Origin of the sequence: Pseudomonas sp. MYb2 (genome assembly GCF_002979955.1) — a bacterium.
In the GTDB taxonomy this organism is placed as follows: domain Bacteria; phylum Pseudomonadota; class Gammaproteobacteria; order Pseudomonadales; family Pseudomonadaceae; genus Aquipseudomonas.
In genome coordinates, this window is sequence record NZ_PCQC01000023.1 from 25,511 (window position 1) to 48,846 (window position 23,336).

Annotated in this window: 19 protein-coding genes; 6 read left to right on the forward strand and 13 right to left on the reverse strand. The window is 61.0% G+C overall.

What is annotated here, in order from left to right; genetic code table 11:
* Nucleotides 1–174 precede the first annotated feature (174 nt).
* Nucleotides 175–942 (reverse strand): SDR family oxidoreductase, encoded by a 768-nt coding sequence (locus tag CQ009_RS26365; protein ID WP_016985259.1) that lies wholly within the window; start codon nucleotides 940–942, stop codon nucleotides 175–177.
* Nucleotides 943–964: 22 nt separating this feature from the next.
* A complete protein-coding gene (locus CQ009_RS26370) occupies nucleotides 965–2,032 on the reverse strand; it encodes a phosphotransferase family protein (RefSeq protein WP_105709159.1) in 1,068 nt (355 codons plus the stop codon).
* Between the two features lie 190 nt (nucleotides 2,033–2,222).
* Between CQ009_RS26370 and CQ009_RS26375 the strand changes: the two genes are divergently transcribed.
* Nucleotides 2,223–2,618: a DUF4280 domain-containing protein gene (locus CQ009_RS26375; protein ID WP_064390546.1), complete on the forward strand. Its 396-nt coding sequence runs from the start codon at nucleotides 2,223–2,225 to the stop codon at nucleotides 2,616–2,618.
* Between the two features lie 233 nt (nucleotides 2,619–2,851).
* Here the strand turns inward: CQ009_RS26375 and CQ009_RS26385 are convergent, their stop codons facing one another.
* From CQ009_RS26385 to tssB, 10 genes are all read right to left on the reverse strand, one after another.
* Nucleotides 2,852–3,394: a toxin-antitoxin system YwqK family antitoxin gene (locus tag CQ009_RS26385; RefSeq protein WP_105709161.1), complete on the reverse strand. Its 543-nt coding sequence runs from the start codon at nucleotides 3,392–3,394 to the stop codon at nucleotides 2,852–2,854.
* Between the two features lie 12 nt (nucleotides 3,395–3,406).
* Complete coding sequence (gene tssI / locus CQ009_RS26390; protein ID WP_105709162.1) at nucleotides 3,407–5,416, reverse strand: type VI secretion system tip protein VgrG; 2,010 nt, start codon at nucleotides 5,414–5,416, stop codon at nucleotides 3,407–3,409.
* A 55-nt stretch (nucleotides 5,417–5,471) separates the two neighbouring features.
* The gene (locus CQ009_RS26395) at nucleotides 5,472–6,035 is read right to left on the reverse strand and encodes a hypothetical protein (RefSeq protein WP_105709163.1); all 564 of its coding nucleotides are present in this window, start codon (nucleotides 6,033–6,035) and stop codon (nucleotides 5,472–5,474) included.
* Between the two features lie 58 nt (nucleotides 6,036–6,093).
* Nucleotides 6,094–8,634, reverse strand: coding sequence for a type VI secretion system ATPase TssH (gene tssH, locus CQ009_RS26400; protein WP_105709164.1), 2,541 nt, complete (start codon nucleotides 8,632–8,634; stop codon nucleotides 6,094–6,096).
* A 1-nt stretch (nucleotide 8,635) separates the two neighbouring features.
* On the reverse strand, nucleotides 8,636–9,661 hold the full coding sequence (tssG, locus tag CQ009_RS26405; RefSeq protein ID WP_105709165.1) for a type VI secretion system baseplate subunit TssG: 1,026 nt from the start codon (nucleotides 9,659–9,661) through the stop codon (nucleotides 8,636–8,638).
* Nucleotides 9,625–11,418: a type VI secretion system baseplate subunit TssF gene (tssF, locus tag CQ009_RS26410; RefSeq protein WP_105709166.1), complete on the reverse strand. Its 1,794-nt coding sequence runs from the start codon at nucleotides 11,416–11,418 to the stop codon at nucleotides 9,625–9,627. Before tssF ends, tssG begins: the two co-directional genes overlap by 37 nt.
* On the reverse strand, nucleotides 11,402–11,845 hold the full coding sequence (gene tssE, locus CQ009_RS26415; RefSeq protein ID WP_105709167.1) for a type VI secretion system baseplate subunit TssE: 444 nt from the start codon (nucleotides 11,843–11,845) through the stop codon (nucleotides 11,402–11,404). The genes tssF and tssE overlap by 17 nt, the downstream gene beginning before the upstream one ends.
* Before the next feature lie 15 nt (nucleotides 11,846–11,860).
* Nucleotides 11,861–12,358, reverse strand: coding sequence for an Hcp family type VI secretion system effector (locus tag CQ009_RS26420; protein ID WP_064390538.1), 498 nt, complete (start codon nucleotides 12,356–12,358; stop codon nucleotides 11,861–11,863).
* A 102-nt stretch (nucleotides 12,359–12,460) separates the two neighbouring features.
* Nucleotides 12,461–13,942 carry a type VI secretion system contractile sheath large subunit gene (gene tssC / locus CQ009_RS26425; protein WP_064390537.1) on the reverse strand — a complete coding sequence of 494 codons (1,482 nt, stop codon included), beginning with the start codon at nucleotides 13,940–13,942 and terminating at the stop codon, nucleotides 12,461–12,463.
* Nucleotides 13,943–13,972: 30 nt separating this feature from the next.
* On the reverse strand, nucleotides 13,973–14,515 hold the full coding sequence (gene tssB, locus CQ009_RS26430) for a type VI secretion system contractile sheath small subunit (RefSeq protein ID WP_064390536.1): 543 nt from the start codon (nucleotides 14,513–14,515) through the stop codon (nucleotides 13,973–13,975).
* A 177-nt stretch (nucleotides 14,516–14,692) separates the two neighbouring features.
* Here tssB and CQ009_RS26435 point away from each other — a divergent pair, with 177 nt between their 5' ends.
* Genes CQ009_RS26435 through tssA form a run of 5 tightly spaced genes read left to right on the forward strand, consistent with a single transcriptional unit; the run spans nucleotide 14,693 to nucleotide 22,248 of the window.
* Entirely contained in the window at nucleotides 14,693–15,190 is a 498-nt protein-coding gene (locus CQ009_RS26435) for a hypothetical protein (RefSeq protein ID WP_064390535.1), read from the forward strand.
* A gap of 46 nt (nucleotides 15,191–15,236) precedes the next feature.
* Nucleotides 15,237–16,568, forward strand: a complete 1,332-nt coding sequence (gene tssK, locus CQ009_RS26440; RefSeq protein WP_105709198.1) for a type VI secretion system baseplate subunit TssK — start codon at nucleotides 15,237–15,239, stop codon at nucleotides 16,566–16,568.
* Between the two features lie 18 nt (nucleotides 16,569–16,586).
* The gene (locus CQ009_RS26445; RefSeq protein WP_064390534.1) at nucleotides 16,587–17,351 is read left to right on the forward strand and encodes a DotU/TssL family secretion system protein; all 765 of its coding nucleotides are present in this window, start codon (nucleotides 16,587–16,589) and stop codon (nucleotides 17,349–17,351) included.
* Nucleotides 17,348–21,169 carry a type VI secretion protein IcmF/TssM N-terminal domain-containing protein gene (locus CQ009_RS26450; protein WP_105709169.1) on the forward strand — a complete coding sequence of 1,274 codons (3,822 nt, stop codon included), beginning with the start codon at nucleotides 17,348–17,350 and terminating at the stop codon, nucleotides 21,167–21,169. Before CQ009_RS26445 ends, CQ009_RS26450 begins: the two co-directional genes overlap by 4 nt.
* A complete protein-coding gene (tssA, locus tag CQ009_RS26455) occupies nucleotides 21,166–22,248 on the forward strand; it encodes a type VI secretion system protein TssA (RefSeq protein WP_105709170.1) in 1,083 nt (360 codons plus the stop codon). The genes CQ009_RS26450 and tssA overlap by 4 nt, the downstream gene beginning before the upstream one ends.
* On the opposite strand, the gene CQ009_RS26460 is transcribed toward tssA, so the two are convergent.
* Nucleotides 22,245–23,213: a 2-hydroxyacid dehydrogenase gene (locus CQ009_RS26460; protein ID WP_105709171.1), complete on the reverse strand. Its 969-nt coding sequence runs from the start codon at nucleotides 23,211–23,213 to the stop codon at nucleotides 22,245–22,247. The two genes, tssA and CQ009_RS26460, sit on opposite strands and share 4 nt — an antisense overlap.
* Nucleotides 23,214–23,336 lie beyond the last annotated feature (123 nt).

The window sequence follows — 23,336 nt, forward strand, 5'->3', positions numbered from 1 at the left end:
GAATAAAAATTCCGTTAATGCAAATATCAGAATAAATATTCAGGCCGTGCAGGGGCTGCCGAAGGCTGCAATCCTTGATCTTGTCTCTAACAACAAAATCAAAAGATCGCAGCCGTCGGCAGCTCCTGCATGGGTCAGTCGTGATCCGCGATCAGCACATGGGCTAGCAGGAGGTCAGGAGAGGAAACCGCCGTCCACGTTCAGCGCTACGCCGGTGGTGTAGCTCGATGCATCACTGGCCAGATACAACACGGCGCCAGCCATTTCACTCGGATCGGCCACGCGCTTGAGCGGGATCTGCGTCAGCGCCTGCTTGAGGATCGCATCGTTCTTTACCAGTGCCGAGGCGAATTTGGTGTCGGTCAGGCCCGGCAACAGGGCATTGCAACGGATGCCGAACTGCGCGCATTCCTTGGCGAAAACTTTGGTCATGTTGATTACCGCCGCTTTGGTCACCGAGTAGATGCCCTGGAAAATCCCCGGCGAAATGCCGTTGATCGACGCGACGTTGATGATGCTGCCGCCACCGTTTTCGCGCATCAGCTTGCCGGCTTCGACCGACATGAAGAAGTAGCCGCGAATGTTCACGTCAACGGTCTTCTGGAACGCGCTCAGGTCAGTATCCAGCACGTTGCAGAACTGTGGGTTGGTCGCGGCGTTGTTGACCAGAATGTCGAGGCGGCCGAACTGTTCCTTGATCCCGGCGAATACTTGGGCAATCTGCTCCATTTCACCGATGTGGCAAGCCACGGCTGTGGCTTTGCCGCCAGCGGCGATGATCGCGTCGGCGACGTGCTGGCAGCCATCGAGTTTGCGGCTCGAAACGATCACGTGGGCGCCTTGCTGGGCCAGCAGTTTGGCGATGGCTTCACCGATGCCACGGCTGGCGCCGGAAACGAAAGCGATTTTGCCGTCGAGGTCGAACAACTGAGTCTTGGACATAGGGGTTCCTTGGTGTGGGCCGTCAGAGGCTCGATTTCGCGATGACTTGCAGGCTCATCTGCTCCAGCAGTTTGTTCATGTGAATGAACTGCGCGAAGCGTTTGTCCTGGGTCTGGCCGTGGTAGAAGCGGTAGTAGATCTGCTGCACGATGCCGGCCAGGCGGAACAGGCCGTAGGTGTAGTAGAAGTCGAAATTGTCGATCTGGATGCCCGAACGTTCGGCGTAGTAATCGACGAACTCGCGGCGGGTGAGCATGCCCGGCGCATGGCTCGGCTGGCGGCGCATCAGTTGCACCGGTGCCGGGTCATCGGCCTGAATCCAGTAGGCGAGGGTGTTGCCCAGATCCATCAGCGGATCGCCGAGGGTGGTCAGTTCCCAGTCGAGCACGCCGATGATCTGCATCGGGTTGTGCGGGTCGAGGATGACGTTGTCGAAGCGGTAGTCGTTGTGGACGATGCTCGAGGTCGGGTGGTCGGCCGGCATCTTGTCGTTGAGCCAGGCTTTGACCTTTTCCCAGTGTGGCGCATCGGGGGTCAGGGCTTTCTCATAGCGCTCGCTCCAGCCTTTGATCTGGCGGGCGACGTAGCCTTCTGGTTTGCCGAGGTCGCCAAGACCGCAGGCGTTGTAATCGACGCGGTGCAGCTCGACAAAACGGTCGATGAAGCTTTTGCACAGCGCTTCGGTCTTTGCCGAATCGAGGCCCAGTTCCGGCGGCAGTTCCGAGCGCAGGATGATGCCGTTGACCCGTTCCATCACATAGAACTCGGCGCCGATCACTGATTCGTCGGTGCAGTGCACATAAGCTTTCGGGCAATACGGGAAGCCGTCGCGCAGCTGATTGAGAATGCGGAATTCGCGGCCCATGTCGTGGGCGGATTTGGCCTTGTGGCCGAACGGCGGACGGCGCAGAACGAATTCCTGCTCCGGGTATTCCAGCAGGTAGGTCAGGTTCGACGCACCGCCGGGAAACTGGCTGATCGCAGGTGTGCCGCTGAGGCCCGGAATGTGCGCCTTGAGGTACGGATCGATCAGGCTGGCATCGAGTTCTTCGCCGGAGCGGATACGGGTGGACTGGTCAGTAAGCGCCATGCTTATCCCTTCTGCTTATTTTGGAGGCCAGACATCATTGGCTAATCTAATGGTGCGCTCGGGCGGTCACAAGCGCGGGGCGGTCTTATAGGTTAGCGTGTTGCCGGATAATCACCTTTGAGAATGTGCGCGAAGGGCAGCGGCAGACTAAGGTTTAGCGGGTATGCCATGGTCGAAAAGGAGCTTTGAAATGGGCTGCCCACAAGTCTGTGCCTCGGCCACGCTGCAGTGCAGCTTCGGCGCTGCGCCGTCGATGCTCAACGTGTTGCCGGTCAACCGCACGCTGACCGGCGGGATGCCGGCGGCGAACATCATGGATCACATCCCGCTGGTCAACATCCTGCCGTTCGGCGTGTGCATGAGCCTGGCCAATCCGATGGTCGCTGCAGCGACGGCCGCCGCTCTGGGTGTGTTGACGCCGATGCCGTGCATCCCTGCGACGGCCACACCGTGGATTCCCGGCGGGGCGCCGACGTTGCTGTTGGGAGGGATGCCAGCGATCGATGCCAACTCGACGTTGATGTGCAACTGGGCGGGGGTGATCAAGATTGTGGTGCCGGGGCAGATGCAGATGCTCATCCCTTGAGTTTTGTGCTCGGCGTGAAATCCAAACCCCTCACCCCAGCCCTCTCCCAGGGGGATAGGGAGCCGATTGGGGGATATTGATGAGCTACGCCGACGTGAAAATCTAGCTGTGAATCCATAATCGACTCGGTCTTGCAGGTCGATGTATGAAGCAAGACAGCTCGGTCGGTCCCCTCTCCCTCTGGGCGGTCCGACGTTTCGGGAGGGCTAGGGTGAGGGGCTCTTCCGGGGTTTTCAGGCCTGTTGCGGATCCGCCCACTGCCGATACCACCAGCGCACCCGCGAAATCGGCTTGCCATCGGCGCCCAGCGGCCGCCCGTCCTCGGCATAGCCTTGCTCCGGTTCCATCAATTGCCCGTTCAGATAACGCGCTTCCACCGCCGGTTTGCCATTCGGATGAAAGCGCTGATAACGCCCCTCACGTACGCCATCGCGATAAAACTCCGCCTCCGCCACTTGCCCATCCGCGAAGTAATTGAACGCTTCGCCATGCAGCAGGCCTCGCCGATACGTCGCCTTGCGCTGTAAAAAACCCTCCGGCGCGTAAAAATTCGCCACACCTTGCAGCTTGTCGTGCACAAACGGCATTTGCGCCGAGACCTTGCCACTGGGGTGATACAGCAGTGACGTGCCCTGCAACTCGCCCTCGCGGTAATGCAGATCGGCCTGCTTGCGCCCGTCATCCTTGATGTTCAGCGGTCCATCAAGCTGGCCGTCCTGCAAGCGGCCCTTGAGCTGCTTGTCAGCCTGCTGCAGATCCAGCGGTGTGATTGCCATGGCTTCTCCTTGTCAATTGACCTGCACCAGACCGCCCTTGATGGTCAGCATGCCGCCACCGTCGACGGTCTGCGAGGCAGCGCCCTTGTTGGTCAGACTGATGCCGGCGTCGTTGGTCAGCGTCGTGCCGGCCTTGTTGTCCAGCGAAGTGCCGGCCTGATTGGTCATCGCGGTGCCGGCCTTCTGCGTGATTGAAGTGCTCGCCGACGTCGCCAGATCCGCGCCGCTCTTGATCGTGAAGCTGCCGCCACTTTGCAGGGTGAGGGTGCCGCTGACCTTGATGGTCAGGTTGCCATCCACGGTCAGGCTGTAATCACCGGTGACTTTGTCGGTGTAGTTGCCGCCGGTGCTGTGGTTCTGATCAGCACCGACTTTCACCGTACGGCTGTCTTTCACATCGAGGCTGTCGCTGCCGGTCTGGATCGTGACGCTGCGCTTGCCTTTTTCCAGCGTGACGGTTTCGTCGCCGTCCTTCACCGTGCGCGTGCGGGCGTTTTGTACGGTGAGGGTTTCGTCGTGGCCAACGATGGCGGTGGCGTCGTTGAGCACGTTGATGTTCAGATCTTTTTGCGCCTGCAAGAACACTTCTTCAGCGTCCTTTTTGTCTTCGAAGCGCAGCTCGTTGAAACCGCCGCCACCTTTGGAAGACTGGGTCTTGATTCCCGATTGTGTCTGATTGGCCGGGAGAGCATAGGGCAGGGCGTTGTCGCCGTTGTAGACGCAGCCAGTGACCAGTGGACGATCCGGATCGCCGTCGATAAACGTCACGATGACTTCCTGGCCGATGCGCGGGATGAACTGCATGCCGAACCCTTTGCCACTCCACGGCAACACCACGCGCACCCAGCAGGAGCTGGTTTCGTCATTCTTGCCATCGCGATCCCACGGAAACTGCAACTTGATCCGGCCGTATTCGTCGGTCCAGATTTCTTCACCGGATTTGCCCACGACGATCGCTGTTTGCGGATGCATGCGTGGTTTCGGCGTGGTGCGCTGCGGGCGAAACGCGGTGCTTTTGGGGATCGCTTCGAAGCGGTTGCGATAGCTCTCGTGGCTGGCGTCGTGAGTGACGCGGGTCACCACCCAATCGATGTTCAGGCTGCTGTCGTCATGCCCGTCGAGGGTGAACCAATGCCCGGGAATCAGCCAGCGACAGTCACTCTCGCCAACAAAACGCTTCTCCTCGCTGCGCAAGCCATCCACCCGTTGCTTGGTCAGGGTATCGCCGCGCGCCTTGGCGTTGTAACCACCCGGATGCGCATAGATCGAGAGTGGCCCGGCCACGGCTTCTGCCTGTCCATAAAGAGAAGTTGTTGGGGTGGTGAATTCATAATCCGTCGCCCGGTACACTCCGGACACGGCCTGTAAACTGACTTGGCCGCAACGGATGCCGTGCAATTCTCGTTCGCCCAATCCTTGACCCAGGTACTTGACTATCGGCCCGTTGGGGATCTGTACGAAAGCGTCGTTACTGTCGCCGAGCACCAGCGTGTGCGTGCCGGCGTCATGGGTAAAAAACCAGAAAATCCCGTCCTCCTCCAACAAGCGCGAGACAAAAGCGAAATCCGTTTCACCGTACTGCACGCAGTACTCGCGCGGCGTGTAACTGCCGGTCAGCGACAGCTTGAAGTCAGTGAAACCGTAAGCCTTGAAAATGGTCGTGACGATGTCCGCTGTCGCGAGGTTCTGGAACACTCGGTTGTTGCTGGCCAGAGTCAGCCACCAGAGCCACGGCCTGAGTACAAGTTGATAGCGTTCGGCCGTGGCGTCGGCGGGGAGTTGTCGGATCTCGGCGACCAAGGCGTCAAAGGGGCGTTGTTGGGCATCGTTGTGCAGGGTGGTGGTGACGTGTGTAGCGACGGCCGAAGTCAGGGTGAGGGGCGCGCCGTCATTGAGCCCGTTGAGGGTTTGCACGCCCAGCATATTGAGCGCTTCGTTACCGGAAAGGGATTCAGGGTAAAGCGCCGACAGCGAGGCGGCGGTGAGGGAGAGGGTGGTGGCGCTGTCGGAGGAGCGGGGCATCGAAAATACTCACGTGATAATCAATATTCAGTGCCAACATTGAATAATCAACGAACTAGTTGATTGGATCCGCTTGATGTCGTGAAACCAAGTGCGCGAACGCGGTTATATGTTCGGATGCGTTGAACTGCTGTCGTGCTTCTGCGTTATTTATAGGGTCCACAGGGCCGGGGTGCGGAAACTGCAATCTGAACTGTTGTAAGATCCAATCGATAAGCGCCGCCAGATTGGTCAAGTCAGGAACTGGTGCTGCATTCATGTCGAGTAAAAGCACGTCTCCGGTACCTTCCAGGTAACTGGGCATGGCTGCCTGAGCAACAGACAGCACTGCGGCGGGGTAATAATGGAAACCCGTGGCGTAATAGTAAATATAGTGAACGGCGTCGACTTTGGTGGTCCAGAGGAGTTTGAAAACAGCCGAATCGAGCTCAACTTTCCTGTGGGATTCCTCGGTAGCCTCTTTGGCGCAAGTCACGTAAGTATTGTCATCATCATCGTTTCCGCCAAAAACACTAGGGAACCCCGCACAATATGCGGCGCCCCCGGTATAGGGGTTGAGCAGGGACTTTACACCCCAATAAGCAACGCCATTGCTAACAGGGAAAACGTAAACTTTCATTTTAATACTCCATTTCAAAATGTTGATTAAAATTTACTGCGCAAGACGCTGACACTGCTCATTCCAACACCCACTCCGCCAGCTTTCCCGTCACCTGCGTCATCAACACATTCTCGACATCCCGCGCACCCGCCGCGCTGCACTTGGCGAGCACTGCCTTGACGATTCCTGAATCAAACTCGAACTGTTTACCGGTCGCTGCCTTGTAGCGGCCACGCAACTTCTCAAGCTTGGCCAGGACAATCCCTTCCAGCGTCGCCTCGTCCAGCGGTCGATAAGCGACCACCGTCATGCGCGCCAGAAACGCGGGACGGAAGGCTTGTAGCAGGACGTTGTGCAGGGCTTCGTTGAAGGCTTCCGTGCCGAGTTGTGCCACCGGCGTATCAAGTAAAAGCTCAGCGCCGACGTTGCTGGTGGCGAGCATCACGGTGTTCTTGAAGTCCACCACCAACCCGGTGCCGTCCTCCATCAGGCCCTTGTCGAAGACGTTGTAAAACGCCTCCAGCACATCCGGGTGCGCCTTCTCGATTTCATCCAGCAAGACCACCGAATACGGTTTGCGCCGTACTGCTTCGGTGAGTACACCGCCACTGCCATAACCGACGTAACCGGGCGGTGCGCCCTTGAGTTGGCTGACGGTGTGCGCCTCCTGATATTCCGAAAGATTGATACTGATCAGGTTGCGTTCGCCGCCGTATAACGCGTCGGCCAGCGCGTAAGCGGTTTCGGTCTTGCCCACACCCGTGGGCCCGACCAACAGGAATACACCGACCGGTTTTTGCGGGTCGGTGAGGCCGGCACGATAAGCCTGCAAACGCTGAGCGATGGTATTGAGCGCGAGGCTCTGGCCCATGACCCGTTGGCCCATGCGCTGGCCCAGTGTGCGCACGGCGTGCGCTTCGTCGGCGAGCATCTTGCCGACTGGGATGCCGGTCCAGCCGGCGATCACGGCGGCGACGGTTTTGGTGTCGACCTGCTCCGGCACCAGTGGATCGTCCTGGCGAATCGCGTCGAGCCCGGCTTCCAGACGCAGCAGTTCGGCGGCCAGATAATCGATGCGACTGTCGGTGGCTTCATCGGGTTTTTCGCTGTCGGCGCGTTCGCTCAAATCCAGCAGTTCACGGCGGGTATCGAGCAGTTCGCGTACGGCGACGCGCTCTTCGCTCCAGCGGGTTTCCAGTTCGCGAATAGCCTGAACGTTGGTCTTCGACTCACTTTCCAGCAGCGTGATGCGTTCGCGGTGATCCAGCCCGGTGGCTTGTTCACGGCGCAGGCGTTCGACTTCTTCTTTCAGGCTTTGCTGGCGATGACGCAGACTCTCCAGCGGTGGCGGCACATCGTGCTGGCCGAGGGCGACCCGGGCGCATGCGGTGTCGAGCACGCTGATGGCTTTGTCCGGTAACTGACGGCCGGAAATGTAGCGGTGCGAGAGCTTCACCGCTTCATGAATAGCGGCATCGAGCACCTGCACGCCGTGGTGCTGTTCAAGTTTGGCGGCCACGCCACGGAGCATTTCCACGGCGGTGATCTCGTCCGGCTCTTCAACTTGCACCAGTTGGAAGCGACGGGCCAGGGCCGGATCCTTCTCGAAGTATTTTTTGTATTCCATCCAGGTCGTGGCCGCGAGCGTGCGCAACTCGCCACGCGCCAGCGCGGGCTTGAGCAGGTTGGCCGCATCGCTGCCGCCTTCGGCACCGCCAGCACCGATCAGCGTGTGGGCTTCGTCGATGAACAGGATGATCGGTTTGTCGGCGCTGCGCACCGCGTCGATCACGCCTTTCAAACGTTGTTCGAATTCGCCTTTGACGCCGGCGCCAGCCTGCAACAAACCGAGGTCGAGCACGCGCAGGCTGACTTCCTGCAATGACGGCGGTACATCGCCGGCCGCGATGCGCAGGGCCAGACCTTCGACCACGGCGGTTTTGCCGACACCGGGAGCGCCGACCAGAATCGGGTTGTTCTGCCGACGCCGCAACAGAATGTCGATGCACTGGCGGATCTCGCCGTCGCGCCCGACAATCGGATCGATACGTCCGGCGTGGGCGTCGGCGGTCAGATCCTGAGTGTACTGATCCAGCACCGAGTCTTGCCGTGGCGTCGGGTTGCCAGCGCAGGCACTGCGCGCGCCGACATGCTCGCGAGAGTTTTCCGTCCACTCCAGCAGGTGGGCGCGCAGGACTTCCTTAGGGATTCTCAGCAGCGACGATGCACTGTTGAGCAGCAGGCTGCGACGCTCATCACGATCAATCAACGCCAGTAACAACAACCCTGAACGAATACTGTCGATGCCCAGCACGCTGGCCTGCACCACCGCGTCTTCCAGCAGTCCCAAGGTGTGCGCAGACAACGCCGGTGTGCGGGTACTGCCAGCCTTGAACAGATCCAGTGCCTTGTTGATTTCGGCCGTCAACGCATCACGTTCAAGACCGAAACGCGGCAGCAGGAAAGCCAGGTCGCCGCCTTCGATGTCGAGCAGTTCGAGGAGTAAATGTTCGATCTCGACAAAGTGGTGACCGCGTTGCAAACACCGTTGCGCTGCACGTTCGAGCGCACGGCGGTTATCCGGGTTGAGGCGTCCGATCAGGCTGGCCAGTTCCATTTCAGGTGATCTCCAGCTGACGCAGACGGGTTTCGATCGTTTGTACCGCGAGGCTGGCCTGCCGCTGCAAACCACCGTTCCAGCTGAGCAGGGACGGCGCCTGGCGCCCCAGCCTCATCGGCCCGGCACCGCGCACCAGCAGCACCAGCTTGACGTCCAGGTCCGGACCGAAATACAAGGCGGCGAGGCTGGCCAGGGCTGGATGTGCTTCGCCGTCCGGCAAAAAACGCCCGGCTTGCGCGGCGGGCAACGGCCCCAGCGTCAAGCGGATACCGGCGTGTTCATCCCAGACCCGTGTTCCCGCCACGGCTGTGCGACCGAGTTGCAGGTTGCGCCCGCCAGCCTTCATCAAACTGCGGCTGGCCCGCGGAATTTCGCGCCATGCACCTTCGTAGGCAGTGAGTTCAACCGGCACCGCGAATTGCTCGCGGACGATCGCCGCAAACCCGGCCAACGAACGACGCCCGTCGGCAAACAGCGCGGTACAGGCCAGCACCGCACAATCGGGAACGGCCTGGCGCTCCTGCAGGGGTTTGGGCAGCAACCCGGTCAGTGCGCGCAGTTGTGCCTGCACGGGCGAAGCACCGGGCGTGACAAAGCCCAAGGCGATTCGATGCTTGCGCATCACCTTGTAGAGCAGACTGAGCAGGCGATGCTGGAACAGATCAAGAAATTCTGCGGGTGCATGATCCTTGGCCCGTGCCCGCTGTTGCAGCCATTCCTGGTAGGCATAGGGCAGGGGGCCGTCGGGCCCGCCAAGACCGAAGACCGGCGTGTCGATGGTCAACGGCTCGCCGGGCTCTTCGCGCAGATCTTCGATCTGGCTGGCGGCAAACATCGGCGTCAACGGCCCGCGCAGTTTCAGTGCTTCCGCCTGAGGCGCTGTGCCGCTGCCGAGCGATTCGGCTTGCGGCTGTTCGCGCTCCAGCAGCAGCAACGCCTGCAGCAATTCAAACGCCTGCGGATCGCGGCGCAGACGCTGGCTCAAGGTCAGAGCGACAGCGGCATGCCGGCTTGGGGTTGCCATACCTTGACCTCCTTGTCGGCCTGCATGAGCACTGTGCGCACAAAGCGATTGGCTGTGGCGTACACCGAGAAAAACTGCGCCAGCACGGCGGAAAACAACACCGCGCTGCTGCCGACAAAATGCTGTGGATCAAGCTGCAATTGCACCTCCAGACCGTTGCGCCAGCCACGCCAGGCGTCGGCGCCGACATGGCCGATCACCCGCTCGCAACTGAGGCTCAGCAGGCCTTCGATCTGGCGGATTGCACTGGCCTCATCGCGCAGGTTGTGCAGGTGCAGAATCTCCTTCAGCGCATCCAGCGCTTGGGGGCCTTCGACCAGCGACAGGTGATTGAGGGTCAGTTGCGACACCAGTCGCCAGCGCGAATCGCCGTCCAGCCGCGGCAGGCTTTGTGGGCTCGGCGGATTGCGCAGGCGCGCCCAGGCCACCGGGCCGGGACGCTCGAAACCCAAAGGTGTGCCGGCGGGCAAACTCTGCGCCAGATGACGATTGGTGCAGAGCAATTCGGCGGTGAGGCTGTAATCGGGCAGATCGGTCAGTGGGTCGAATCGGGTGTCGACTACGCTCAGCAAAAGATCGCTGCCGAGGCGGTTCGGGGTCATCCCGCTGACGCGCCGCGCATGCCAGTAACGCTGTTGATCGCCGCCGCTGTGCTGACTGCCGTAATACGCCGGCAGCCTTTGCACGCCGGCGCTGGAACTGGCGCGCACGCTGCGAATACTGTGGATCTCGACACTGTTTTCGCGGTGGCTGTCGGCGATCAGCCGGTATTCGCTGCGCGTGCCATCGGGGCGCAACGGTTCGGAAGTACGCGGGAAGAGGTTGATCACTGGCGCACAGCCGAGCGCGATATCACTGGCCTGCAAATGCACGCGGCTGGCGGGTGCACGGTCGAAGACGATGTACAGATACAAGGTCTGGCTGTCGCTGCTGACGCCGCTCAGCGGCAGGTCGAAGAAATGGAATTTGTCCGCGAACGCAAAGTATTCGGCCAGCAGACGCATGCCCGGGTGCACGCCATCTTCATCGGGCAACAGCACTTCGTCATCGCTGAAACCGACGATTTTCGGCAAGCCCTGCACGCTCGTCGGCACACTGCCCGGCGAACCCGCGAGCACCTGCACGGCATGGGCGCCAAGCAAGTCATACAGGCAGGCGTTGATCACCGGCGAGGCGGCCAAGTGAATGCGCAATCGTTCGATGCTCAACTCGCACCACTGGCTTTCACCCAGGCAACTGAGACTCAGGCGCAATGCTGAACGTGATTGCGCCACGCCAGTCAATGCCTGCGCTTCATCGCTGCCCAGCAACAGCGCTTCGGTCACTGCCACCGGCCACAGGCACACCGCGGCAGAGGTGCGAAAGTGCAGGCTGTCGCCCTTGTGAGTGGTGACGAACAGCGGAGTGTCGCGGGGCAGGGGATAGCCTTCATTGAGGTTGCCTTTGCTGGGGTCCGGCTCGAACTGGACGATGGCGCAGGACGGCAGGGGGCGCATTGCCAACGGATAGAGTTGTTCGAGCAGGGCATCGCTGAACTCGGCATAGTCGTCATCCAGGCGCCGCTGCAGCCGTGCGGCAAGCAGAGCAAAACCTTCCAGCAAACGCTCGACATGCGGGTCGGGGCATTCACCGGGGGACAATTCCAGGCGCCGCGCGACTTTCGGATAACGCTCGGCGAACTGGCCGCCGGCGTGCCGTAGCCAGGTCAGTTCGCGCTGGTAGTAATCGAGCAGTTGCGGGTCAATCGAGTCGCTCATGGCGCACCTCCAGTCCTTGTCCACCGGGCTCGATGACAAACGCGACCGGCCAGTGCTGCTGGCCGCTGCGCAACTCGCCGATCAGGCGAATGCTCATCTGCTGCGGTTGCTCGGGCACGGGGTTGACCTGAACGTCGCCCAGGCGCAGGCGCGGTTCGAAATGGTTGATGGCTTCGCGGATGTCCCTTGCCAATCGACGCCGGTCGTCGCTGCGCTGCTGTTGCAGGGCACTCCAGTCGGCGATGCCGTAGTCGATCACGCTGGGTGGCTGGGTCAGCGTGTGCGGGCCCCGGCGCGTATTGAACAGGCGCCCGAGCTCGGCGTGCACCGAGTCGAGCAGATCCTGTCGACCGAATTCCCGCGTATCGTGCGTCTCGCTGGAGGCGAGGCGTTCGAACAACGGAGGGCGCATGCCGCTGCCTGCCATGGCCGGGACGCCGGGTTAGCTGACAAGCTTGTTGGCGGCCATGTCCCACGTCGACGCGGCGGTGCCTTCCTTGGTGCCGTCGTCTTTCTGCGCGGTGAGTTCCCATTTGATCTTGGTGAAGTTCAGTGACACGGTTTCTACCGGTTTACCGCCGGTGCCGCCGCTGACACTGACGTTGGACAGCACCACGTTGGTGAGGGTGTAGACGATAAAGGGCATCAACTGCCCGCTGCCTTCGGCGGCGTTGCGACCGATGGTGATGATGGCTTCGGGGATCGGTTTGCCGGCGCAGCAGTATTCGTTGAGTGACGGTGTCGAACTGTCGACGAATTTGGTCAGGGTGAACTCGCCGATATGCGGTTTGCCGGAGGTGCGCTCCGAGTTGCTGACATCGTTGGTGACTTGCATGGCGACGTTGTGGCTGTAGGACATGACTTCGATCTTGTCCGCAAAACCTTCGAGCAGGCTGTCGCCTTTGATATCGCCGCCGAGGTCGAGAATGATTGCATCCATCGCTTGAAACTCCTGAAGAAAATCACATTAGGCAAATGGGCTGAACACGAAACCCGTGGCGAGGGGATATATCCTCCCGCCATCAGGGTTTTCTCTGGAGCTTTAAGCGGCAACCGGCGGCGGTAAGGTCGCCACCAGGCGGATCGACGCCGTCAGCTCCTCAAGCTGGAAGTGCGGCCGCAGGAACACCGTCGCGCGATAAGCGCCCGGCTTGCCGGCCACCTCGGTGACGTCCACGCGGGCCTCACGCAACGGGTACTGCGCCTTGATTTCCTGTGGCGCGTTGTCGTTGATCAGCACGTAATCGGCGATCCAGTTATTGAGGTAGGTCTGCACGTTGTCGCGGGTCATGAAACTACCGACCTTGTCGCGCATGATCACCTTCAGGTAATGGGCGAATCGCGAAGCGGCGAGCACGTACGGCAACATCGCCGAGATCCGTGCGTTGGCGTTGGCCTCGTTGGTGTTGTAGACCTTGGATTTGTTAGTGGTCTGGCCGCCGAAGAACACTGCGACATCGCTGTTCTTCTTGTGGCACAGGGCGATGAAACCGAGGTCGTTTAGCTCTTTTTCGCGGCGATCGGTGATCGCCACCTCGGTCGGACATTTCAACGACAAATCGCCGGAGCTGGTACGGAACGTATGCGCTGGCAGACCTTCCACCGCGCCACCTCCTTCAGCGCCACGAATCGCCGCGCACCAGCCGTACTTGGCGAACGCCTCGGTGATGCGTTGTGACAGCGCCCATGCGGCGTTGCCCCACAGGTATTTGCTGTGGTCGGTGCCGTTGACGTCTTCGACGTAATTGATGCCTTCCACCGGCGAGGTATCCGGGCCGTAGGGCAGGCGCAGGAGGAAGTGCGGCAGCACCAGAGAGACGTAGCGCGAATCTTCGCTCTCGCGGAACGAGCGCCACTTGATCAGCTCCTGGCTCTCGAAGACTTTCGACAGATCACGCGGCACGGCCAGTTCGGTGAAGCTGTTCATGTCGAACAGGCGCGGGCTGGCGGCGGCGATGAACGGTGCATGTGCAGCGGCGGCAACGTTCGAGAGTTTTTCCAGCAGGCCGATGTCCTGCGGGTGACGGCCGAAGGTGTAGTCACCGACCAGCAAGCTGAACGGATGGCCACCGAAGGTGCCGTATTCCTCTTCGTAGATCTTCTTGAACAGTGCGCTCTGGTCAAATTCGACGGCCTTTTCCAGGTCGTTCTGCAGCTCTTTTTGCGTCACGTTGAGCAGGCGCAGTTTCAGCCGGGTACTGGTTTCGGTGTTCTGCACCAGCATGTGCAGGCCACGCCACGAGGCTTCGAGTTTTTGCAGGTCGGGGTGGTGCAGCACCTCGTTGAGCTGGGCGCTGATCAGCTCATCGATCTGGCTGATGCGGTCGTTGATCATCGCCACGGTGTCCTTGTCGATGGCCATGCCTTCGTCAAGTACCTGAGTGGCGAATTCCGCGAGCATGTCACGGGCGTAATCCTGCTGACTGTCATCGTGGGCCATGCGGCCCTCGAGAATGATCTGGTCGAGCAGGGATAAAGTCTGGTTCGTACCTTCACTGGCTTGTTGCTGGGCGGCGGCTGGCATGACGAATTCTCCCTCGATTCAAGTGGACGATCAGGCTTGCGGTTCGGCCGGGGCCTCGGCGTCAGCGGCCGGGGTAGCGGTGTCTGGGCGGGCCGATTTGATTTCCTGCAGGCCTTCGGTATTAGCGATGACATCGCGCAACAGCTTGTCCAGGTCATCGTTGCCGTCGAGCTTGGTCAGCAGATCGCGCAGGCGCTGGCGGGCCTCGAACAAACGGCGCAGCGGCGTGACTTGCTCCACCACCTTGACCGGGTCGAAATCGTCGATGTGTTTGAAATTGAGTTCGATATTGAGCTTGCTGTCGTCGCCGCTGAGGGTGTTGTTGACCTGCAGCGTGGCGCGCGGGCTGATCGAGGCGAGCACTTCGTTGAAGTTGTCGCGGTCGATTTCGGTAAAACGCCGTTCAGTCAGTTTTGCCAATGGCTCAAGCGGCTTGCCCGACAGATCGGCGAGAATTCCGACGACCAGCGGCAATTCTTTTTTCTCGATGGCGTTGCCGATTTCGACGTCGTAGGTGATTTGTACACGGGGCGGACGCACCCGGTCGAGCTTGTGCTGAGTACTTTCTGCCATGACGGCGGACTCCGATGCGATGGGCGGGCGCAATGCATCGGGAGGCCCGTTCATCGCTTTCCCTTACTGGACCGTAGGTTAGAAAGGGGAGCAGATGACCTGTCGTTCCTTTGACAAACCTTCCTCATTCGACAGTGCCTGTCGAACTACCCAAGACGCTAGAACAGGTCTATAAAAATGCAAGCAAAAACATTTTTGGACGGGCTCGGAAAAGGAAAATTCATTTTGTGCGGACGATTTTTTGTAGCGCTCATATTTGCGCTGCTGGCGGGCTGTTCCTTCTTCGGGCCGAAGGTGGACCTCGACAGCCTGATCCTCGATGTCGCCCCCAAGGCCAATGACGACACGCCGATCGCGGTGGATTTCATCGCGGTAGCCGATCCCGATCTGCTCAAGCAGTTGTCGGCTATCAGTGCCAGCCAGTGGTTCGCCGGGCGCGAGCAGTATCAGCGCGACTATCGTCAGTTGATGAGCGTGTGGGGACTGGAGCTGGTGCCGGGGCAATTCATCGACCGCCAACCGTTCCCTTTGGGTGGCAAGAAGGCGGCTGGACTTTTGGTCTTCGCCAGCTATAACACTCCCGGAGCGCACCGCTTGCGGCTCGATGATCAGAGCGAAGCGTGGCTGAAATTCGACAGCCGCGAGATGAGTCTGGTCAACGCCACCGAGCACTGAAATGCCACCGCTGCCGCCGGATCGCGGCTTGGTCGAAGGGAGTCGTATGAGTCTGCTACCTGACGCGGTTTGCTGGCACGAAGGCATGCAATTGCTGCCGCAGCATTTTCAGTTGCAAGGGCTGCGCGCCGAAGCGCTCGGCGCGCATCTGGCGCTGGCATGTAATCCTTGGTTCTGGGGCGTCAGCCACATGGAGCTCGATCCATCGGCGCTGAGTGCCGGGGTGGTACGGGTGTTGTCGCTGCAGGGCACCATGCCCGACGGTCTGCCGGTGGACTTGCAGGCCGGGGTCGGACCGACACTGGAGCTGGATGTCAGCGCGGCGATCGATGCTACCGACGATGCGACGGTCATCGTGTACCTGGCGATCAGCCCGATGTGGCGGGCCGGTCAGTTGCTGCCGCTCAAGGGCCGCTTGCAGTCGGTGGTCGGCGAGGCGTTGCCCGATCTCACCAGCGGCGAGTTCCCGGAGTCGATCACCGTCTGGCGACCCAACCCGCGGTTATGTACGCAACTGAACAAGGCCGATTCGATCTGCCTGCCGCTGCTGAAAATCCGCAAGGAGGGCGGCGGTTTCCTGCCGCTGTCTTACACCGCGCCGACGCCGACCCTGTTACCGGAATCGGCGCTCGGTCGACGCATCGCCGGCCTCTGTGCGCGGGCACGGGAAAAGTGCCTGTTTCTCGGTGGTCGTTTGCGTCAGGCGCAGCAGGCCGGCAATCAGGATGACGCGCTGGAAATCCGTCGGCAGTTGACCGCGTTGTGGCTGCGCCTGCCGGAAATCGAAGGCCTGCTGAACAGCCGCATCGCGCAGCCGCAGATCCTCTACGTGCAATTGCTCGGGCTGGCTGGTGCGTGGTCGGCGCTCGATCCGCTGGCCGGTGTGCCGGCGTTTGCGTCGCTGGATTTTCTTGAGTTGCAGCGCGGTTACGACGCCGTGCTGCAATGGCTGGAAACCACCCTCGAACTGATCCGCGCCGGCTACCGCAGCTTGCCGTTCGAGCGTGGTGAACAGAGCTTTTCGATTCAATTGCCGGACGAGCAGCCGAGTCAGCGTCTGGTCATTGGTCTGCGCATGCCCAACGGTGCCAGCGAGCAAGCCGCGATCGACTGGTTGCGCGGCGCGATCATCGCTTCGGCGCCGCACATCGCGTTGCTCAGTCGTCAACGCATGAGCGGTTTGAGCCATCAGGCCATGAGCCGCAGCGAACAGGTGGCCTACAGCGTCGGCGAGGACACGCGGCTGTTTGTGCTGACGGCCGAAGGCGCGTGGTTCGACGCGCAACTGCCGCTGATGATCGCCGCACCGGCGGCGAAGCTGACCAGCAGTCCGTGGCAAGTGGTGCTGTTTGTCGCCCAGAACAGTGAAAGCGCCTGATCACACAAGGAACGCCGTATGTCGCAAGGAAGTGCCGCAAGCCTTGGGTTGCAGGACGCACCGTTGAGCAGCGCGTTCCGCCAGACGTGGCAGCAATGGCAACAGGACTGGGTGCAATTGCCCAAGGACAGCGAGGACGAAGCGGCGTTGGTGGAGACCGTTGTCGAACTTTCGACACAGGCTTCGCAGCGATTGTGGCGCACCGCTTATGCGCGGGTCGGCGATTCGGCGACCGAGCAGGTCAAGGCGCTGGTGTATGCATTCGTCGCGCTGGTCGATGAAACCCTGCTGTTCACGCCATGGCCCGGGCAAGCGGCGTGGCAGGACAAACCCTTGGAGTCGCGGCTGTACGCCAGCCGGCAGGCCGGTGAGCAAGTACCGGCGGCGATTCAGACACTGCTCGACGAGCAGCAGCCGACCACCCGCGATCTGGCCAATGTCTATCTGCAGTGCCTGATCCTCGGCTTTCATGGGCGTCTGCGTGGCGAACACAGCCAGGCGCAATTGGAGAAGTGGCGGTTGGCGCTGTACACCTTCGCCTGGCAGGACGAAGCGAGTTATGGCGGAGTCAGTCAGCGCTTGGTGCAGCCGTCGCTGACCACTCCATTGCAACTGCCGGTGCGCACGGCGCTGCCGGATGGCTTTCGCCTGGCGCTGGGGATTCTGGCGATGCTGCTGTTGCTGACCGGGCTTGGTCAGTTCCTCTGGCGTGACATTCAGTCGGAGCTGGACCCGGTGCTGCAGATCATCGACTCGATGGCGCCAGCGGAGCAAGACTCATGAGTACCCTGACGATAGTCGCGTGGATTGTCGCGTTGCTGCTGGTCGTGGTGATCATCGCCGTGGCGGTGTGGTGGTTGCGCACCCAGAGCGGCGCCGCGATCCGCAGTTTTTATGCGGCCGTGCGGCAAATGGAGCAGGAGCAGGGCAGTCACGACCGCTATCAGATGCCATGGCTGTTGATGCTCGGCGACGAAAACCAGGGCACGCAACTGGTCAGTGAATGGCGTCTGCAACCGACCGACAAACCGGCTTGGTTCGGCCGCTGGTGGTCAGATCCCGAAGGCGCTGTGCTGGTGGTGCCGCAGGCGCTGTTTCTGCCCGACGACGGCATGCATTTGCAGCGCGGCGGCTGGTGGCGTTTGCTCGGTTTGATTTTGCGGATGCGCAGCAAGCGGCCGCTGGACGGGGTGGTCTGGCTGGTGCCGGTCAGTCGCCTGAGCAATCTGGAACAGGCCGCCAGCCTCGGTCTGGCCGCGCGCCGGCGCTTCATCGATCTGCTGCAACGTTTTGGTCTGAGTGTGCCGGTGTACGTGATCATCACCGGACTTGAAGAATTGCCGGGGTTCCAGGAACTGATCAGTGCGCTGCCCGACGAGGCCCGCGAACGTACCCTGGGCTGGTCCTCTCCATATTCCCGCGATGCGGTTTGGCAAGGGCAGTGGAGCGATCAGGCGCTCGATCGCATCCATCGCGCGGTAGCGGAAGCCATTATCGAAATCGGCACGTTGTCCGGCCAGTTGAGCGCCGATCTGTACGCCTTGCCGGAGCGTCTGGAAACGTTGCGGCGTGGTTTGCAGAGTGTTCTGGAACCGGTGTTTCAAGGTAACGCCCAGGGTGAAGCACCGTGTTTTCGCGGTGTCTATTTCAGCGCCAGTCAGGCCTCGGAGGATGCCAAAGACGGATTTTCCGCCGACGACAGCGGCTTGCAGCAAAGCGTGTTCGTGCGCCAATTGTGGCGCCAGCGCCTGATCGGCGAACGCGGGTTGGCGCAAGGCGTGCCGCGCCTGCTGCGTTTGCGTCAGCGTTGGCAGCGGCTGACGGCCGGCGTGGCGCTGGTGGTCGGGGTAATCTGGGCGGTGGCGATGCTTTGGGTCTGGCAGGTGTCGGTCAAGGATGCCCACGAACTGGCGCGGCAGATGCAAGGCGCGCAAAAAGGCTACGTAGCGATCAGCGACGAGGCGCAGCGGGTCGACTCGACCCGACGCAATGTGCAGACCTTTTGGCGGGTGCTGGAGCGTGCGCCGCACTGGAACTACGTTTCTCTGGTGTTTCCGACGTCGTGGTTTTCCTCGCTCGACAATCGACTCGAACAGCAAGTGTTGCAGTCCACCCAGCGCCATATGATGGTGCCGCTGCATGATCTGTTGAGCGCGCAACTGGCGCAGATCAAGGTGATCCGCAGCACCGACCGACGCAGCAGTGTCGAAAGCGACGACCCGGCGCAGTGGCAGAACTATCTGAAGGCGAACGATCTGGTGGATCGGGCCTTGCGTCTGGAACAGCAGAACCAGTTGTTCAATCAAGTGCAGAACAACCCGCGCGCCCCGCTAGACGACCTGGTGCAACTGAGCAACAACGCGCTGTCGCTGAACCTCAACACGGGCACCTTGCCCTATGCATCTTTCTACAATCGGCTGCTCGTGGCCGGAGAAGACGGCAGCTTGCAGGCGCTGGATCTGAGCGTCGACCGACCGCAGATCGTCAGCAATTTTTCCGGGTTGATGCAGCGCTGGCTGGATCAATATTTCCTCGCCGACAACTTTGTCAGCAAGGCTGGCTACCTCAAATTGCATCTGGATCAACTGCAAGCTGGCAGCGGCAACAGCCTGCGGGAGCTGGAAGACCTGACCGCGCTGGTCGACGATCTGCAAGCGGCGATCGCCCTGACCAATTCGACGTGGAGTCGCGGCAAGGGCCAGGAGCTGGTGCCGGGTTATGGTGACTTCCTCGCCAAAGTGGGCAAGAGCACATTGTTGGGCGCGCAAGTCCAACAAGACCTCGACACGCAAGCGTCACGCTTGCAGCAGAGTTTCCGCGATCAATGGATCGCACAGGTCGGCTCGCGGGACAATTTGCTGGTACAGCAAGTCAGCGGGCAATTGGCGTTGCAAGAGCAAGTGGTGAAACTCGATAACGCGATACAGGCACTGTTCAAGCGCGACTTCGTTTCGGTCGCCCTGCGTGCTAGCGAAGACAACGTCAATATGCAAGGCCAGACCGTGGACGGTGATGACCTCAATGAATCGCTGAAATATTTCGCCGACTACAACAGCTACATCGCCGAAGAACTGCCACGCATTCCACCGGACTATCGCGTTGCGGTGCTCAAAGCCGCCGAGCGTGCCGCCGCCCAGGCGATGTGGTTGAGCCTCAAGGATCACAACGATCAGGCGCATCCTTACGCGGTGTTCAATGTGCAGGCCGAGCAAGCCATGGCCCTGCAAAAGGCTTTCGTCGAGGTGCACCGCGCGGATCTCTCCACCCGCCTGCAAGCGGCGCTCAATCGCCGCGCCATGGCGCAGCTTATTGGTGGTCTGGATGAAATCACCGCGCAACCGCTGTTCGGCGGACGGGCCGAAATCAGCCAGTGGGACGGCTCGAAAAACCTCGGACTGGAACTGTTCGGCGCCAGCGACGTGCAGGATCTCAAACTGAGCCTCAAGCAGCAGTTCAACACCATGCTCGGCATCACTGAGCGGCGGACGTCATCGTTGCAGTGGCTGACAACGCAGCAAGCCAATCTGTCGGCACTGGATTACGAACGCGTGACGCAGTTCAGTGCGCTCAACGACGAACTGCGCAAATACAAAGAGGCCAACCCGGCCAGTTCGCCGGCACAGATCGAGCAACTGGTCAGTCGCGACTTCGTCGAGATGGACGTCAATTCCTGCCTGCAAATGTTGCAGACCGCCAACGTCGCCGGCGGACGCGGCACGTTGGCGATGCGCGCGGTGGAGTTGCAGCAGGAGGCCATGCAGCGTTGCCAGATGCTGCAAGTGCAACAGGCCGCTGCGGCGTGGAATGAGCTGGCCAACTACTTCAATCAATATCTGGCGGATCGCTTTCCGTTCGCTAACGGCGTGCAGATGCAGGACGCCGATCCGGCGCGGGTTGAATATTTTCTGCAACTGATCGACAAAAAACTGCCGGTCGCGCAGGCCGGCCTTGCCACCAACCAGACCCCGGAGCGCCTCGCCGCGACGGATTTTCTCAACCGCTTGAAGCAGGCGAGCACTTGGCTGACGCCGCTGTTCGTGCGTGACAAGAGCGGCATTCTTGGCGTCGAGCTGGACGTTCGCTGGCGCACCGATCGCGATGATGAGCTGGGCGCCGATCAGGTGATTGCCTGGGGCTTGCTCGCCGGCAATCAGCAAATCAACTATCCGGCAGCCGAGCAACCGAACCTGCGCTGGATGGTCGGCCAGCCTGTCCGCCTGACCCTGCGCTGGGCGCGTAACGGCAAGGAGCGGCCGGTCAATGATCCACAGCAACCGAATCTGGTGGTGCGTGATCTGGAGGCCGGTTGGGAGTACGGCGGGCCATGGTCGCTGCTGCGGATGATGCGTGCGCACTTCTCGGTGCAGCGTCAGCCAAACGTGGATTACACCGATTTCCCGCTGACGTTGCGTTTACCTGTAACCGGGGCGCCGGACAGCGTCACCAGCGAATTCACGCGGATGTTCGTGCGTCTATCGTTGATGAGCCAAGGTTCGAAACTGCCGCTGTCGATTGCACCGTTGCCGACGCGCGCACCGCGCTCGCCGTTTCAGTTGAGCAGTAGCACCGCCGCCATTGAATCGCAGAAGGAGAGCTTGTGAGCCTGCCATCGACCGCACTGCCGGACCTGATTGATCAGTTGCTCGCGCCGATCAGCATGGACACGCCCTGCGGCGTCGATTTGCGCTATGAACGCGAGTTCGACCAACTGCGCGACCTGCGCCGCGAGGATGACGCCAGTTTGCCGACCGGGGTCTGGCAGTCGACGTTGAAACGGGCGAACTGGCCAGAGGTGGAGAAACTCACCACCACGCTGTTGCTGGAGCGCAGCAAGGACTTGATGCTCAGCGCCTGGCTCGGTGAAGCCTGGCTGCACCTGCAAGCGCTGGACGGATTGCCCGGCAGCCTGGCGCTGATCGCCGGTTTGTGTGAGCGCTTTCCTGAGCACCTGCACCCGCAGGCCGAGGACGGTGATCAGTCGTGGCGGGTGATTCCGCTGGAATGGCTGGTGCGTCGCTACAGTGAAATATTGCTCACGCGGGTGCCGCTGTTCGGTGCTCGCAACAGCGATTTCGAGCATTACACGCTTGAAGTCTGGCGCCGTTTGCAGATTCAGCAGGTGCAGACCAACGACAGTAAAAATGCCAAGACCTCAGCAGAAGCCGCCCGCAGCGAACAGAAGAAAATCAACGAACAGATTCGTGCGACCCCCCTGGCATTCTGGTTACGCACCCAAGGCAATCTGCTGTTGAGCCTGCAACACTTGCAACGGCTGGAGCGCTGGAGCGATGCCTTTCTGGGTGATCAGGCACCGGGGTTGCGTCCATTGCACGAAACCATTCAAGCGCTGCTGACGCTGGTTCAGGAGTTTATCGCCATGCATCCACAACAACCGGCGCCGCCAGCGCCCGTCATCGAAACGCCTGTCGTGGTGGCGCAGCCTGAAGAGCAAGCGCCGACCGCATCGCTGTCTCGTGAGCCGGCCAACCGTGAAGAGGCCTATCGGCAATTGTTGTTGATCGCCGAATACCTGGCCCGCACCGAACCCCACAGTCCGGTGCCGTACCTGATCCGGCGCGGGGTCGAATGGGGCAATAAACCGCTCAGTGAATTGCTCGGTGAGTTGATTTCTGCCGACGCCGAATCGCGACGCTTGTGGACGCTGCTCGGGGTGCTTTAGTGCACCCGCTGATTGCTGATTTTTGGCGGCAAGGCGATGGGCGTCAGCACTGGTTGTCCGGAGAAGAACGCCATCAGGTTTTTCCCTACCAGCTCCACCGTGCCTTGCATGGCTTGCGGTGACAGGCCCGCGACGTGCGGGGTCAGCAGCACATTGCCGAGCGCTTTCAGGGCGTCCGGCACTTGCGGTTCGTGGTCGAACACGTCGAGTGCGGCGCCGGCAATGCGGCGTTGCTCAAGGGCGCTGATCAGGTCTGCGGTGGCGATCACGCTGGCGCGGGCAATGTTGACGATGAACCCGTTCGGGCCGAGCGCATCGAGCACCGGGCGCGTTACCAGATGCTGCGTGCCGATCCCGCCTGGCGTAGCGACGATGAGAAAATCCGAAGCCCGCGCTAATTCAGTCGGCGTCGAGCAGAACGCGTAAGGCACATCGCTGCGCAACTGACGGCTGTGATAGCTGATGTCCATGTCGAAGCCCAGGTTCGCCCGTTTTGCAATCGCCATGCCCACCGCCCCCAACCCGAGAATACCCAGGCGCTTGCCGGCCAGCGACGGGCGCATGATTTTCGGCCATTCCCCCCGACGCACCGCGGCATCGCAACGTGGAATGTCGCGCACCAACGCCAATAGCATCGCCATGGCGTGGTCAGCCACCGACGAGGCGTTGACTCCGGCGCCGTTGGTCACGGTGATCCCGCGATCGCTGGCCGCTTGCAGATCGACCTGCTCGTAACCGGCGCCGATCACCGTGATGATTTTCAACGCGGGCAGGGCGGCGATTTCCTCGGCGGTCAGACCCAGCGGGCCACGGGTCAGAACCGCGTCAATTCGCGCGCCGTGGGTGGCGATGGCTTGTGCTCGTTCGGCCGGTGTCGGCGCCAGGATCAGGTGAAAGCCCTGATGTTCGAGAATCGGCAAATAGTCATTGATGGTTTCAACCAGTACCAGAACGGTTGCGGGCATTGCGCGGCTCCTGTGAACGTCGGCGGATTGTTCGCGAAAGTCGTTTCAGAGTGCTGATTCCAGAGCGGTTTGGCAATGGTGGCCGCTACCCCGTATCAGCCAGTGTAGGAGCTGAAACGGGGC